Annotated in this window: 14 protein-coding genes; all 14 read right to left on the bottom strand. The window is 73.1% G+C overall.

Translation table 11 applies throughout. From position 1 onward, the window contains the following. Positions 1–56: 56 nt before the first annotated feature. On the bottom strand, positions 57–893 hold the full coding sequence (locus ACWEJX_RS18440; protein ID WP_451608483.1) for an alpha/beta fold hydrolase: 837 nt from the start codon (positions 891–893) through the stop codon (positions 57–59). A gap of 131 nt (positions 894–1,024) precedes the next feature. Beyond that, entirely contained in the window at positions 1,025–3,784 is a 2,760-nt protein-coding gene (locus tag ACWEJX_RS18435; RefSeq protein WP_451608482.1) for a helix-turn-helix transcriptional regulator, read from the bottom strand. Beyond that, positions 3,781–4,668 carry a carbohydrate ABC transporter permease gene (locus ACWEJX_RS18430; RefSeq protein WP_451608481.1) on the bottom strand — a complete coding sequence of 296 codons (888 nt, stop codon included), beginning with the start codon at positions 4,666–4,668 and terminating at the stop codon, positions 3,781–3,783. The genes ACWEJX_RS18435 and ACWEJX_RS18430 overlap by 4 nt, the downstream gene beginning before the upstream one ends. Next, on the bottom strand, positions 4,665–5,630 hold the full coding sequence (locus ACWEJX_RS18425; protein ID WP_451608480.1) for a carbohydrate ABC transporter permease: 966 nt from the start codon (positions 5,628–5,630) through the stop codon (positions 4,665–4,667). Before ACWEJX_RS18425 ends, ACWEJX_RS18430 begins: the two co-directional genes overlap by 4 nt. After that, positions 5,630–6,961: an ABC transporter substrate-binding protein gene (locus tag ACWEJX_RS18420; RefSeq protein WP_451608479.1), complete on the bottom strand. Its 1,332-nt coding sequence runs from the start codon at positions 6,959–6,961 to the stop codon at positions 5,630–5,632. The genes ACWEJX_RS18425 and ACWEJX_RS18420 overlap by 1 nt, the downstream gene beginning before the upstream one ends. A 104-nt stretch (positions 6,962–7,065) precedes the next feature. Continuing rightward, entirely contained in the window at positions 7,066–7,593 is a 528-nt protein-coding gene (locus tag ACWEJX_RS18415) for an alpha/beta hydrolase (protein WP_451608512.1), read from the bottom strand. Next, complete coding sequence (locus ACWEJX_RS18410) at positions 7,506–7,820, bottom strand: GNAT family N-acetyltransferase (RefSeq protein ID WP_451608478.1); 315 nt, start codon at positions 7,818–7,820, stop codon at positions 7,506–7,508. Before ACWEJX_RS18410 ends, ACWEJX_RS18415 begins: the two co-directional genes overlap by 88 nt. 43 nt (positions 7,821–7,863) lie before the next feature. After that, a complete protein-coding gene (locus ACWEJX_RS18405; protein ID WP_451608477.1) occupies positions 7,864–8,589 on the bottom strand; it encodes a GPR1/FUN34/YaaH family transporter in 726 nt (241 codons plus the stop codon). Positions 8,590–8,601: 12 nt separating this feature from the next. After that, entirely contained in the window at positions 8,602–10,488 is a 1,887-nt protein-coding gene (locus ACWEJX_RS18400) for an amidohydrolase (protein WP_451608476.1), read from the bottom strand. Continuing rightward, a complete protein-coding gene (locus tag ACWEJX_RS18395; protein ID WP_451608475.1) occupies positions 10,485–11,438 on the bottom strand; it encodes an alpha/beta hydrolase in 954 nt (317 codons plus the stop codon). Before ACWEJX_RS18395 ends, ACWEJX_RS18400 begins: the two co-directional genes overlap by 4 nt. A 47-nt stretch (positions 11,439–11,485) precedes the next feature. Then, positions 11,486–12,331: an alpha/beta fold hydrolase gene (locus ACWEJX_RS18390; RefSeq protein ID WP_451608474.1), complete on the bottom strand. Its 846-nt coding sequence runs from the start codon at positions 12,329–12,331 to the stop codon at positions 11,486–11,488. 140 nt (positions 12,332–12,471) lie between these two features. Beyond that, complete coding sequence (locus ACWEJX_RS18385) at positions 12,472–13,896, bottom strand: dihydrolipoyl dehydrogenase family protein (RefSeq protein WP_451608473.1); 1,425 nt, start codon at positions 13,894–13,896, stop codon at positions 12,472–12,474. Then, the gene (locus ACWEJX_RS18380; protein ID WP_451608472.1) at positions 13,896–14,474 is read right to left on the bottom strand and encodes a Dps family protein; all 579 of its coding nucleotides are present in this window, start codon (positions 14,472–14,474) and stop codon (positions 13,896–13,898) included. Before ACWEJX_RS18380 ends, ACWEJX_RS18385 begins: the two co-directional genes overlap by 1 nt. A gap of 93 nt (positions 14,475–14,567) precedes the next feature. Beyond that, positions 14,568–15,077, bottom strand: coding sequence for a DoxX family protein (locus ACWEJX_RS18375; protein WP_451608471.1), 510 nt, complete (start codon positions 15,075–15,077; stop codon positions 14,568–14,570). Between the last annotated feature and the right edge of the window lies 1 nt (position 15,078).

Here is a 15,078-nt window from a genome sequence, read left to right as displayed (position 1 = left end):
GGGGGGCGGGTGACGCCGGGGGCTCCGGCGTCACCCGGCGGGTCAACGGCGGGGCGTCACTTCGCCAGGAAGGCGAGGAGGGCGGTGTTGACCTCTTCGGCGTGGGTCCACAGCAGACCGTGCGGGGCACCCTCGATCTCGACGTAGTCGGCCGCCGGAAGGGCCTTGTGGAAGGGGCGCGCGGTGCCCTCGGCCGGCAGGATCCGGTCGGCGGTGCCGTGCAGGATCAGGGCCGGCACGTCGACGGCGGGGATGTCGGCGCGGAAGTCGGTGTACCAGGTCGCCGGCGCCGCGGACGCGGCGAAGGAGCCGCCGCGGGCCGCGGTGTTCCAGCTGTTGCGGACGGCCTCCTCGCTGATGCGGGTGCCCAGGTTCTCGTCGAGGTTGTAGAAGTCGTTGAAGAAGGCCGTGTAGTAGGCGTACCGGTCGGCCTTGACGGCGGCGACGACGCCGTCGAAGAACTCCTTCGGGGCGACGCCGTCCGGGTTGTCGTCGCTCTTGAGCAGGCAGGGCTCGAGCGAGGCCAGGAAGGCGACCTTGGCGACGCGCCCGGAGCCGTACGTGGAGACGTAGCGGGCGACCTCGCCGGTGCCCATGGAGAAGCCGACGAGGACGGCGTCGTTCAGGTCGAGGGTCTCCATCACGGTGTTCAGGTCGGCCGCGAAGGTGTCGTAGTCGTAGCCGTCGGTCGGCTGCGAGGACTGCCCGAAGCCGCGGCGGTCGTACGTGATCACGCGGTAGCCGGCGTCGAGCAGAGCGGCGGTCTGGCGCTCCCAGGAGTGGCCGTCGAGCGGGAAGCCGTGGATGAGGACGACGGGCTGCCCGGCGCCCTGGTCCTCGAAGTACAGCTCGACGGGGTTGGTGTTCTCCTGGCCCACGGTGATGTACGGCATGGGGGTTCCCTCGTTTCGGTGGACTGGTCCGCGCGTCGGAGCGGCGCGGTGTGCCCGTCACGCTAGGACCGGTTCCGCGCCCCCGGTTGCCGTACCGCGCACCGCACCTTGCACGAGGGCGCAGAGTCCGCTCAGTCTCGGGTGGGCGTTCCGGCGTCGTCCTGCGCGAGGACGATCCGGGCCAGGTGGACCCGCGAGCGCACCGCGAGCTTGCGGAAGACCGACGCCAGATGGGTGTTGACCGTGTGCGGGGAGACGACGAGGGCCTCCGCGGCCGACCGGTTGGTGTGACCCGCGGCGATCAGCCGGGCCACCTTGCGTTCCGAGGCGGTGAGCGCGTCCCAGCCCTGGTCGACGCGTGGCCGGAGGCTTCCGGTGCGCCGGCCGGGGCGGCTCGTGGCCCGTGCCAGTTCGGCCCGGACGCGGTCGGCCTCGGCGTCGGCCCCGGCCTGGGCGTAGATGTCGTGCGCCCTGGTCAGGGCGGTTGTCGCGGCGGCGGCGTCGCCCGAGGTGAGCAGCGCGCGCCCGAGGTCGGCGGACGCGGCGGCGAGGGGCAGCGGCCTGGGACCCGTGAGGAGGATGCGGACGGCCCGCTCCAGGAGTTCGCGGTCGGCGTTCACGAGGGCGGACGCGTGGACGGCCATCCCCTGGGCGGTCGGCACGGAGGGGTTGCGGGTGGCGTGTTCGGCGGCCTGGGCGGCGAGGTCCTCGGCGAGGTGCCGGTCCCCGCCGCGCAGGGCGATCCGCACGGCCTGGACGACATGGGGACGCAGGAGCCGCCACCGGAGGAAGGGGTGGTCGCGCTGCACGGACCGGACGAGTTCGGCCGCCGCCGCGTGGTCGCCGTCGGCGTCGGCGACCACGGCCTCGAAGTACCGGTGGGTGGCGTGGTTGCCCCTGTTGGGCCGGTCGGCCACGGTCGCCCGCACGACGTCCAGGTGTTCCCCGGCGGCGGCGCGGTCGCCGCGCAGCACCGCGAGGAGGCCCCGGTTGACGCGGATGTTGACCAGGTTGCCGGGCACGTGGAGGTCCGCTTCCAGACGCTCCGCCGTCACGAGGTCGGCGTCCGCGTCGTCGAGCCGGCCGAGGCCCATGTTCAGGGTTCCCTGAGCCCAGATCAGCATGGCGGGGCGCAGGGGAGCGTCCCCCGCGGTCCGGAGCAGCCGCCGAACCGTGTCGAAGTCGTCCCCGTGGATCAGGGCGACGGCCTCCTCGGGGAGGAAGGCCGCGTCGAACACGCTCAGCGCCGTGTGGTGCGCGAGGGCGGCGGCGCAGTCGCCCGCGTTGAGGGCGATCTCGCCGAGGCCCCACAGGGCGAGCACGCGGGCCTCCCGGTCACCGGCCCGCTCCGCCTCGGCGAGCGCCCGCTCGCCGGTCGCGTGGGCGGCCGCGAGGTCGCGGCCGCGGGACTGTGCCAGGGCCTGCCGGGCGGTCAGCCGGGCCCGGATCACCGGGTCGGTGACGACGGCCAGTGCCGCCGTCGTGCGGCGGGTCAGCTCGTGGACGTCGTCGAGGTGCCACAGCGTGTCGCCGAGTACGGACTGCAGACGGGCGAAGACGTCGAGCGACGGCTGCCGGGAGAGCAGCGCGTCGCCGGTGTCCCGTGCCTGGGTGTACCGGCCCGCGCGGGTCAGCGCGACGACGGCCCGTTCTCCGACCTCGTAGGCCAGGGGCGCACGGGGCGGCACGAGTTCCAGGGCGCGTACGGCCAGGTCGGCGGCGAGGTCGGGCAGGACGGCGCCCATGTCCGCGGCGGCCGTGTCGAGCAGTCCGATCGCCTCCGTGTCGCCCGGTTCGGCGCTCTTCAGCAGGTGCGGGACCGCGTCGACGGAGCTCCGGCCCGCCGCGACGAGCCGGCTCGCGGCCTCCCGGTGCAGCGCCCGGCGTACGGAGGGGGCGAGGTCGGCGTACACCGCCTGGCGGAGCAGGTCGTGGCGGAACAGGAGGCGTTCGCCGTCGTCGTGGAGGAGGGCGGCGGCGATCGCCTCGTCGACTTCGGCGCTGAGCCCGGAGGCGGGCCGGCCGCACAGGGCGGCGGCGTCCGCGAGCGAGAACGCGCGGCCGAGGACCGAGCCGATCCGCAGGAAGTGCAGGGTGTCCGGCCGGAGGTCGGCCAGTCGGCCGCGTACGCCGAGGACCAGCCGCTCGGGCGGTTCCGGCCCGTCCTCGCCCGAGGCCGCGATGCCCGCGAGCATCTCGGCCGCGAGGAAGGGGTTGCCGCCGGCTCCGTCGAGGAGCTCCTCGACCCGCGCCGGCACGTCGCCGCCGAGGACGTCGCGGGCCAGCTCGGCCAGGGCCGTCTCGGACAGCGGCCGCAGCGGGAGGGTCGTCGTCCGCGGCCCGTGCCCGTACAGCTCCGGGTCCTCCCGGCCCGTGAGCAGCCAGAGGACCGGGGAGCTGAGCAGCCGGGCCGGCATGACGCTCAGGGCGAACCGGCTCAGCGGGTCGGCCCATTGGAGGTCGTCGACCGCGATCAGTACGGGGGTGCCCGCCGAGCGTTCCTCGATGAGCTGGGCCAGCCGTTCGACGAGCCAGATGCGCTGGTCGTGGTGGCCGGCGAGGTCCGCGAAGTCCGTGCCGGACAGCAGCGGCGGGTCCCCGTGCAGGAGGCCGGAGGCCAGTGAGGCGAGGGGTGCCAGTTCGTGCAGTTCCTCGGCTCGTCCGTGGCTGACCAGGAATCCGTGGGCCCGCGCCAGCGAGACGGCCTCCTGGAGGAGCACGGTCTTCCCGATCCCCGGCTCGCCAAGGAGCAGCGCGATCGCTCCTCCCTCGCCGTCGCGCACCGCCTCGACCAGGGCGCGCAGCCGCTCCAGCTCGGCTTCGCGGCCCCGCAGCCCGGGCCTGCTCAGCCCCGTCGCCACGCCCTGTCCCCCGGCCCGGTCGGGTCTCATCCCTTCACGGATCCTGCGAGCAGTCCCCGTGCCAAGTGCCGCCGGAGGGAGAAGAAGACGAGCAGCGGGACGGACGCCACCACGAAGGCTCCCGCGGTGAGCCGCTGCCACTCGTTGCCGTACGTCCCGGCCATGCCCGCCAGCCTGACCGTCATCGGCGCGGTCTCGGCCGTTCCGCCCGACAGGGTCAGTGCCACGAGGAGGTCGTTCCACACCCAGATGAACTGGATGACGGCGAAGCTGACCAGGGCCGGGCGGGCCAGCGGCAGCACGATCCGGAGCAGCAGCGTCCCGTGCGACGCGCCGTCGACGCGGGCGGCCTCGATCAGGTCCCGGGGCAGCGCGGCCAGGAAGTTGTGCAGGAGGAACACCGCGAACGGCAGCGCGAAGACGGTGTGGGCGAACCAGACCTGGCCGAACCGCGCGGGACCGGTGGCGTGCCACGCGGGCAGGAACAGCCAGCCCTGCGAGAAGAGCTTCAGGAGCGGGACCAGCACCATCTGGAGCGGCACGATCTGGAGCGCGAAGACGCCGACGACGAGCGCGTCGCGTCCCCTGAAGTCGATCCAGGCCAGGGCGTACGCCGCGAAGAAGGCCAGGACGAGCGGGAACAGCACCGAGGGAAGGGCGATGACGACGGAGTTGACGAAGTACTCCGCGAGCCGCCCCGGCCCGTTCGCGCCGCCGGACAGCACCTCGCCGTAGTTGTCGAGCGTGAGGTGCGGCGTACCGAACACGGTCCACCAGCCCGTCGTCTTGATCTCCTCCTCCGGGCGGAACGAGGAGAGCAGCAGACCGATGGTCGGTGTCGTCCACAGGACCGCGATCACCACGGCGACCGCCGTGCAGGCGCGGGAGCCCAGACGCTCGCGGACGCCGTTCACCTCGCCCTCCGCTGCACCCTGACCTGGTGGGCGACGAAGGGGGTGACGAGGACGAAGAGGAGCACGGCGAGCGCCGCGCCGCGGCCGGTCTCGCCGTAGCGGAAGGCCTGGTCGTACATCTCGTGGGCGACGACGCCCGTGTCGAACTGTCCGCCGGTCATGGTCCGGACGATGTCGAAGGCCTTGAAGGTGCCGATCGCCTGGGCGAGGACCACGACGAGCAGCGTGGGCCGGATCGACGGCAGGGTGATCCGCCGGAAGATCTGCCGGGGGGACGCGCCGTCGAGCAGGGCCGCCTCGGTCAGCTCACCGGGAACGGCCCTGATCGCGCCGGCCAGCAGGACGGCCGCGAAGCCCGCCTGTGTCCACACCATCGCCACGATGAGGAACAGGACGTTCCAAGGGGAGTCCACGAGCCATTGCCGCGGCTCGCCGCCGAACACGACGACGAGCTGGTTCAGCAGCCCGATCTGCCCGGCCTCCGGGGGCCGGTAGGCGTAGACGAACTTCCAGACGACACCCGCGCCGACGAACGAGATCGCCATCGGCGTCAGGAGGAGGGACAGCGCGAACGCTCTGAACCGCGACCGTACGACGGCCGCGGCGTAGAGCAGACCGACCGCGGTCGCCGTCAGCGGCACGAGCACCACCCACGCCAGGGTGTTGCGCAGCGCCACCAGCGCCCGGGGGTCGGTGACCATCCAGACGTAGTTGTCGAAGCCGGCCCAGGCGTCTCCCTCGCTGTCGGTGAACGACAGTGCCAGGGTGCGCAGACCGGGCAGGACGAGACCGACCGTGAGCAGCAGCAGCGCGGGGGCCAGCAGGAGGAGGGCAGCGGCCCTTCTCCGTACCGGCCCCCGGAGCAGTGCGAGCAGGATCAGGGAGACCACCGCCGCGAAGGCGGCGAGGCCCTGGAGCAGGTACAGCAGCTTGGGCTGCTGGGCGACGGCGTCGAACGACATCAGTGGCTCGGCCAGGACCGTTCGACGGAGTCGGCGACCTGCCGGGTGCCGGCGCCGCCGATCCAGTCGACGGCTCCCTTCCAGAACGTCCCGGCGCCGACCGAGGCCGGCATCAGGTCCGAACCGTCGAACCTGAACTGTGTCCGGGGGTCCTGGAGCAGCTGGATCGAGAGGCTGTCGACCGGGGTCGCGGCGTTCGCCGGATCCACGCCCCTGTTCGCCGAGACGAACGGGCCCTTCTTCATGCGCGCGTTCGCGAAGTCCGCGGAGGCCAGATACTCCTGGAACGCCCGCACTTCGGGACGGTCGGCGAACGCCGCGGTGAAGACTCCACCGCCCAGTACGGGGCGGCTGCCCGGATCGGCTCCCGGCAGGAGGAAGACGTAGACGTCCTTGTCCGGTCCGATCTCGGTGCCCTTCGGCCACATGTCGGCGTAGAACGAGGCCTGGCGGTGCATCGCGCAGTCGCCGGAGAGGATCGGTGTGCCGGCCTCCTGGAAGGAGATCGACGCCATGGACCGGGCCGAACCGAAACCGCCGTTGGCGTACCGGTCGTTCTTGAGGATGGACCCCACGGTGTCCATGGCCTTGATCACCCGCGGGTCGTTGAACGGGATCTCGTGGGCGACCCACTGGTCGTACACGTCCGTGCCCTGCTGGCGCAGCAGGACGTCCTCGATCCAGTCGGTGACGGGCCAGCCGGTAGCCTGGGCGGACTCGATGCCCGCGCACCACGGCTTGACGCCCGACGCCGCGACCTTCTCCGTCACGGCCATCAGCTCGGACCACGTGCGCGGAACGCTCAGTCCCCTGTCGCGGAAGAACTTCGGGGAGTACCAGACGAACGACTTCACGTTCGCGACCAGCGGCGTGCCGTAGAGGGTGCCGTTCACGGTCGCGTATCTGTTCCAGTCCGCCGACCAGCCCTGCTTCGCGAGGGCCGCGACCCCGGCGCTCACGGGCTTGAGCTTCCCCGCCCGCGCGAAGCGTTCCAGGAGCCCGGGCTGGGGGAAGAACGCCACGTCAGGGGCGCTCCCGCCGTCGACCCGCAGCTGGATCTGGGCCTCGAACTCCCCGTCCCCCTCGTACTGGACGTCGATTCCCGTGCAGTCCGCGAAGTCCGCCCAGGTCTCTTCGAACAGGTCGGCCTCCCGGTCCCGGTTCTCCGCGTAGACGGTGACCTTGGTGCCGGGGTGCTCGCCGTACCGGGCGTACGGTGCGCAGTCCGCGGTGGTGTGCGCCCGCGAACCGCTGCCCTGCGGGGTGCCGCAGGCGGTGGCGGTGACGGCGAGGGCGATGACGGCGAGCGCGACCCTCGCGCCGAACCTCATGGGTGTGCTTCCTCCGATCGCCCGCCGCATGTTCTGGGCGGACGTTTCGGAAAGCTACCGGGTTCGAACGACATAGACCAATCGTTCGACGTTCAAGTGCCGGGTCAGCTCCCCGTGGACCGGGCCGCGTCCAGGATCAGCTCGGCCACGGCCTTGGGCTGGGACAGCATGACCAGGTGAGAGGAGTCGACCTTCTCGGCGAAGGCCCGGGCGGCCAGGGGGCGCTGGGAGACGGCGAGCACCGCGGCGAGCCGGGGCTCGACGTCGGCCGCGAACAGCTCGGGGAACCGGTCGACCGCCACCGAGACGTCGGTGCCTGTCTCGGTGGAGCCGGCCACCGGGAACGGGGTGTAGACGAGCGCGTCGGCGAGACCGGAGTCGGGGAAGCCGCCCTGCAGCTCGCCCAGGCTCTCGCCTTCCTTCAGCGCGTACCCCGCGAGGTACACCAGCGCGCAGACGTTGTCCTCCGTACCGGCGAGGGTGATGACGGCACGGGCGAACTCCTCGGCGACGGGGCCGATTTGATGGGGCGAAGCCTGGTGCGTCAGAGGCCGAACCGGGCGCGCCTCGCCTCGGGCACCAGGTCGGCGTACTCGGGGTGCTTGCCGATCCAGCCCCGGATGAAGGGGCAGTACGGCAGGACGCGCAGCTCACGGGCCCGGGCGTCGTCGAGCGCTCCCCGGGCGAGGAGACCGCCCAAGCCCTGGCCGGCGAACCGGCTGTCGATCTCGGTGTGGATGAAGGCGATCTCGCCCTCCGAGAGGTGGTACTCGGCGAAGCCCGCGGTCTCGGTGCCGTCGTCGCCGGCGAGGATCTCGTACCGGGACTTCTCGGGCCGGTCCGTCACCTGCGGTTCCATGGGTGCTCCTGTGCGGTCGTGGTGCGACGGGGTGGGTGGGTGATCAGAGCGTGCGGCGCACGCCCGCCTGGCGTTCGAGGTTGCGCAGCTGGACCGACAGGTCGCCCTCCACGGCGAGGTGGGCGGGGCCGCTGCGGCCGATGGGCAGGACCTGCTCGCTGCGCATGTCCTCGAGCATCAGGGCGAACGCCGTGTACATCGCGACGAGCGCGACCACGAGGCCGAGCGCACCGGACGTGCGCGTGAGCCATTCGGCGCCGGTGATGCCCGCGAGGCCGGTGGCCGCCCAGCGGGGGAGGGAGACCGCGAGGACGAGCCACAGGGCGCGCTTCGGCCCGGTCACGGCGGTCATCAGCGCCCCGAAGCAGAGGAGCGCCAGGTTGAAGACGCCGAGGACCTTCAGACCGTCGGCCGCGCCGCTGAGCATGACGAGCGCGTAGGGCAGCCAGCTGCCGGCGAACACCGCCATCAGCGTCGCCGCGATCACGTCGCGGGCACCGAAGGCCAGGAAGCTCACGAGGAGTTGGAGGACGAAGGCCGGCAGCACGGTGAAGGCGACGGCGGCGCGGGCCTCCTCCTCGAAGACCCCGAGTTGGAGGCAGCCCGTCATCACGGAGGCGATGGCGATCGTGAAGAAGCCGAGCGGCATGGGCGAGGCGATGGGACGGAGGTTGATCCGTGTCATCGACCGCAGGTCCGGCTCGAAACGGCGTCCCGGCGGGGCGGCCGGGGCGTCGTCTCCGCCGGCGACGGGGGAGGCGGTACTCATGGTGTGGCCCTTTCAGTGTCCGAAGCAGGGGTCGACGAAGGACGGCGTCGTCTCGGGGACGGAGCCGCGCGCGACGCGCCACCGGCGGTGCTGCTCGGACTCGGCGGCGGCCTCGGCCACGGCCGACGCCTGGAGGGCACCGCTCTGGTAGCCGCCGAAGTGGGCCACGGGGCTCCACTCGGGGCTCACCGGCGGGACGGCCTCGTCGAGACCTTCGTACTCCGCCGTCGCGTAGACGATGCGGCCGCCGACGACGGTGAGGACGGACTCGATGCCGGGAATGACGTCCTCGGGCACGGTCAGGTAGTCGTCGGACAGGATCGCCAGGTCGGCGTACGAGCCTTCGCGCAGGGTTCCCTTGACGTCCTGTTCGCCGGTGAGCCGCGCTCCGCCCCGGGTGTAGAGGCCGAGGGCGGTCTCCCGGTCGAGCAGGTTCCCCGCCGGGTAGAGCGCGGTGCCGCCGACGGTCCGGCCGGTGACGAGCCAGTGGAGTGCGACCCACGGGTTGTACGAGGAGACGCGGGTGGCGTCGGTTCCGGCGGCGACGGTCAGGCCGCGGTCGAGCATGGCCCGGACCGGCGGGGTGTGGGCGGCGGCGTCGGGGCCGTAGCGGTCGAGGAACGCGGCGCCCTGGAAGGACATCCGGTTCTGGACCGAGACGGCTCCGCCGAGGGCGGCGATCCGGTCGAGGCTTCCGGCCGAGACGGTTTCCGCGTGGTCGAAGAGCCACCGGTTGCCGCCGGGGAAGAGCCCCTCCGCGGCGAGCTTCTCGAAGACGGCCAGGTCGCGGCGGATCGTCTCGTCGTAGGTCGCGTGGAGCCTGAAGCCCCAGCCGTTCTCCAGGAGGAGCCGTACGGCCTGCTCGAACTCGGTCTCGTAGCCCGCGGCGAGTTCGGGCCGGGGTTCGGAGAAGTTCTCGAAGTCGGCGGCGGCCCAGGTGAGGTTCTCACCCGCACCGTTCAGCCGGAGCCACTCGTCCCCGTCCCCGGGCTTGACCATCTCGGTCCAGCGCTTCAGGTCGGCGAGCTCCTGCCCGGCCGTCTGCGGGAAGAGGTGGTAGGCGATGCGGAGGGTCAGCTCCCCCGACCTGGCGAGGTCGACGACCGTCGCGTAGTTGTCGGGGAAGTTCTGGAAGCCGCCGGCGGCGTCGACCGCGGACGTCAGTCCGAAGCGGTTCAGCTCGCGCAGGAAGTGCCGCGTCGACGTCCGCTTGTCGGCCTCGTCGAGCGACGGCGCCTTGGCCAGGGTCGAGTACAGGACGAGGGCGCTCGGCGCCGCGAGGAGCACGCCGTTGGGCTCGCCGTCCCGGCCGCGGACGATCTGCCCGCCGCGGGGATCGGGGGTGTCACGGGTGAATCCGGCGGCCCTCACGGCGGCCCTGTTCATCAGGGCCGACTGGTAGAGGTGCAGGACGAAGACCGGGGTGTCGGGTGCGGCGGCGTTCAGCTCGGCGACGGTCGGCATCCTGCGCTCGGCGAACTGCTCGGCGGTCCAGCCGCCCACGACCCGGATCCACTGCCCCTTCGGGGTGCGCCCGGCCTGCTCCCTCAGCATCGCCAGGGCGTGCCGGAGGCTCCGCACGCCGTCCCAGCGCAGCTCCAGGACGTAGTTGAGACCGCCCCGGATGACGTGGAGGTGCGAGTCGTTCAGGCCGGGGATCACGCGGCGGCCCAGCGCGTCGACGACCCTCGTTCCCGGCCCGACGAGGCGGGCGAGGTCGTGGTCGTCGCCGAGGGCCGCGACCCGGCCGTCGCGGAGGGCGACGGCGCGGGCCTCGGGCCGGTCGGGGTCGCCCGTGAACACCTTGGCGTTGCGGACGAGGAGATCGGCGTGCTGCTGTTCCCGCCTCGGGGCGGGGACGAGACCCGCCACGGGCATGCTCGTCGACGGGCCGGTCATGCGAGGGCCTTGCGGAGGGTGTCGGTGGCGAGACCGATGGCGAGTTCCGCGGCCCGCGTCTCGCGCAGCGCGTTCAGCATCACGAAGTCGTGGATGACCCCCTGGACGCGCAGCGCGGTGACGGGCACCCCGGCGGCCCGGAGCTTCGCCGCGTACGCCTCGCCCTCGTCGCACAGGACGTCGGCCTCGGCGGTGATCACCAGGGCCGGCGGCAGGCCGGTCAGCTGCTCGGTGGAGGCGCGCAGCGGCGAGGCGGTGATCTGCGCCCGCTCGGCCTCGTCCGTCGTGTACTGGTCCCAGAACCACTTCATGGCGTCGCGGCGCAGGAAGTAGCCCTCACCGAACCGGTGGTACGAGTCGGTGTCGAAGCTCGCGTCGGTGACCGGGTAGAAGAGGACCTGCTGGACGAGCGTGACGTCGCCGCGCTGCTTGGCCATGAGCGTCAGGGCCGCGCTCATGTTGCCGCCGACGGAGTCGCCCGCGACGGCGATGCGGGCGCCGTCGAGGTCCTTGTGGTGGCCGTCGCGGGCGACCCACTGGGCGACGCTGTAGTTCTGCTCGATGGCGACGGGATAGCGCGCCTCGGGCGAGAGGTCGTACTCGGGGAACACCACGGCCGCCCCGGTGCCGACGGCGAGTTCGCGGACCAGCCGGTCGTGCGTGTGGGCGTTGCCGAAGACCCAGCCGGCGCCGTGGATGTAGAGGACGACGGGAAGCGGGCCGGTGGCGCCGCGGGGGCGCACGATCCGGGCGCGGACGTCGCCGGTCGGGCCGCCCTGGACGGTGATCCACTCCTCGTCGACCTCCGGCAGGGGAACGCCCTCGCCGCTCTGGACGTCGTCCACGGCCTTGCGGCCTTCGGCGACGGGGATCTGGTAGAGGTACGGCGGCTGGGCGGTGGCGTCGGCGAACGCCTGGGCGGCGGGTTCGAGGACCGGACGGTTCTTCATGAGGGGTTCTCCTTCGGGGGATGTACGGGACGGGACGGGTCGGAGCGTCAGCGAGTCGCCCGCGCGGCGGCGAGGATCACGTGGGTGACCACGGCCGGGCGGGAGACCGCCACTGCATGGGACGCGTCCACTTCGGTGATCTGCGAACCGGCGCGCCGGGCCATCCACCGTTCGGCAGCCGGCGGGATGTTCCTGTCGGCGGTGGCGATCAGCGCCCAGGACGGGATCGTCCTCCAGGCCGCCTCCCCGGCCTTCTCCTCCAGCGCGGCGGTGGTGACCGGGCGCTGGGACACGGCCATGACGGCCGCGTCCGCGGTGGGGACGTCGGCGGCGAACTGGCGAGGGAACTTGGACGGTTCGATGACGAGTTCGGTGCCGGTGCCACCGCCGGGCAGCGGGTACGACCGCGGGCTCACGGTGTCGCCGAGGGTGGAGCCGGGGAACCTGGCGGCGAGCTCGGCCGCGCTCTCGCCCTTGTCCGGGGCGAACGCGGCGATGTAGACGAGGGCCTTCACCCGGCTGTCGCCCACCGCGGCACCGGTGATGACGGCGCCGCCGTAGGAGTGGCCGACCAGGACGACGGGTCCGTCGACGGCGGCCAGCACGCTGCGCAGGTAGGCGGTGTCCTCGACGAGACCGCGCAGCGGGTTGGCGGGGGCCAGGACGGGGTAGCCGGCGTGCAGCAGGCGCGTGATGGTGCCGCGCCAGCTCGACGCGTCGGCGAACGCTCCGTGGACCAGGACGATCGTGGGCTTGGGAGCGCGCCGGTCGGTGTCGGTTTCGGCGGCGGCCGGGACGCGCGCGGGCCCGGTGGGCGCGGCGGGCGCGGCGCCCACCAGGGCGGCCAGCGCGGCCGGCAGGGCGAGGGCGAGGGTGCGCCTCTTGGGATGCATGGGGATTTCCTTGTCGGGTGGTGAGGCGTTTTTGGTGTGCTCGGGCGGGCGGGCGCGCCTGTCGGGCCGGCAGGTGGGCGGTCGAGCGGAAGAGCGCGCCGATTCGGCCGGTTGGTGCGTCGGTCGGGCGGGGCCTCGGCTCAGAGGCCGTACGCCTCCAGGAGCCGCAGCCAGACCTCGCTCACCGTCGGGAACGCGGGCACGGCGTGCCACAGGCGCTCCAGGGGGACCTCGCCCACGATGGCGACGGTGGCGGTGTGGATGAGCTCGGTCGCCATCGGGCCGGTGAGCGTACAGCCGACGACGACCCCTCGGGTCTCGTCGACGACGAGCTTGGCGAGGCCGCGGTAGTCGTCCGCGTGGAGCGCGGCACCGGCGACGTCGTCGATGCGGTACTCCACCGCCCGTACGACGAGACCCGCTTCGCGCGCCGCGCGTTCGGTGAGTCCGACGCTCGCGACCTCGGGACGGGTGAAGACGGCCTGCGGGACGGCGAAACGGTCGGCTTCCGCGCTCCACGACTGCATGCCGCCCGTATCGGCCGGGCGGCCCGCGGCTCGCTCGGCGATCGCCGCGGCGCAGGCGCGGGCCTGGTACTTGGCCATGTGGGTCAGCGGCGCGCGCCGGTTGACGTCGCCGACCGCGTAGAGCCAGTCGCCCTCGACCGCGGTGACCCGACAGGTGTCGTCGACCGGAAGCCGGTCGCCCGCCGGCAGTCCGACGGAGTCCAGGCCGAGGTCCGCGGTGCGCGGGCGTCTGCCGACGGCGGCGAGGACCTCGTCGCAGACGAGGGTGGTGCCGTCGTCGGTGTCCACGGTCACCGTGCGGGTGTCCTCGTCACGGGCGACTCGGACGGCCGACACCCCGAAGCGGATGGTGACGCCCAGACCGCTCAGCCCCCGGGTGACCTCTTCGCCGGCACACGGCTCCCAGCCGGTCAGCAGGGCCTGGTCGCGGACGAGCATGGTGACGGAGGAGCCGAGCGAGCGCCACGCGGTGGCCATCTCGCAGGCCACCACTCCCCCGCCGATGACGACGAGCCGCTCGGGCACCGCGTCGGCGGTGGTGGCCTGCCGGTTGGTCCACACACCGATCCGGTCGAGCCCCTCGACCGGCGGAAGGGCGGGTTCCGTGCCCGTGCAGACCACGACCGCGCGCCGGGCCCGCAGAGTGCGGACCGTGCCGTCGGCCCCGGTCACCTCCACGCGGCGCTCACCGGCGAGCCGTCCCCGCCCCCGTACGAGCGCGATGCCCGCACCGTCGAGCCATTCCGCCTGGCCGGTGTCGTCACCGCGCCCGGTGAAACGGTCACGGCGGGCCAGGACGCGCGCCGGGTCGAGTGCCGCCGTGACCGCCTGCCGGGCCCCGGCGACCGAGCGGGCCTCCGCTCGGGCGGCGCCGGGTCGCAGCAGGGCCTTGCTCGGCACGCAGGCGCGGTAGGAGCACTCGCCGCCGACCGCCTCGGCCTCGACGACGACGGCGGTCAGCCCCGACCGGACGGTCCGGTCGGCGACGACCTCGCCGGCCGGTCCGCCGCCGACCACGACGACGTCGTACGTGTCCATCAGCCGCGCACCAGAGGGGTGTCCACGAGGTGCTCGGCCAGGAACCACACCTGCGCCTCGCCGGTGCGGATGACATCGGAGACGAGCAGGTCGGCGCTGCCCTCGTCGCCCTCCTCGGAGAGCCGGGCGGCGGCGTCCCGCGCGTCGATCAGGATCCGCTCGTGCGCGTCGAGGAGCCGCGACAGCATGACGGGCACCGGCTCGACGCCGTCGGGCGGACGGGGGATGGTGGTCAGCTCCGCGACGTGGCGCGGGTCTCCGACGGCGACGCCGCCGAGGCTCTGGACCCGCTCGGCCAGCGCGTCCACGATGGCGAGCTGGGCGTCCGCGTGCTTGTCCAGCATGAGGTGGAGCGAGTAGAAGGTCGCCCCGCGCATGAGCCAGTGGTGCTTCTTGTAGAGGGAGTAGAGGATCTGGGTGTCGGCGAGGACCCGGTTCAGCCGCTGGCAGGCGTACATGCGGGTGTCGTGGCCGAGGCCGATCGGCAGCTGCTTGAGCGTGCCGAACGCCTGGGTCTCGGCGCCCTTCTGGTGCAGCAGCGGCTGGCCGCCGCCGTGCGGGGTCGTGAGGGTGTCCATCGGGTGCTCCTGTTCGGGGAGAGAGGGTGGGGAGGGTCCGGCCGCCCGGTCGGGGGTACGCGAGCGGCCGGACCCGGTCCGTGAGGCTCGTGCTCAGCGCTCGGCGATCGCCCGGTCGGCGGGGGGCCGGTGCAGGACGAGCCGGGTGAGGAGTCCGCTGCCGAGACCGGCCGCGAGCGCGAGGGCGGCCCACCACAGCGGGTAGGGCGTGAGGCCGAGGACCGCGTCGAGGGACCAGGCGCCGGGGCCGGTGGCGGCGAGGGCGGCGGCGGTGCCGATGAGGACGAGCGGGTACTCGTATCCGTCGTTCTGCACCCAGAGGCCGTGGGGCCGTTTCACGGTGAAGGCGACGGTCATGACCCCGATGGTCCCGGTCGCGGCGAGCGGGGTCAGGAGGCCGCAGGCGAGCAGCAGACCGGATCCGATCTGACCACCGCCCGCCGCCAGGGCGGTGACGGCTCCGCCGCGGAAGCCGTCCGCACGGAACTCCGCGGTGCCGCCTTCCAGTCCCCGGCCGCCCAGGTGCGTGCTGATCTTCTGCACCCCGTGGCCGGCGACGAGCAGTCCCACCAGCAGACGCAGGATCAGAATGCCGGTGTCCACA

It is taken from the genome of Streptomyces sp. NPDC004788 (assembly GCF_053601115.1).
The sequence above is the reverse complement of the archived record's forward strand: the minus strand, read 5'-3'. Positions and strand labels throughout refer to the sequence as shown.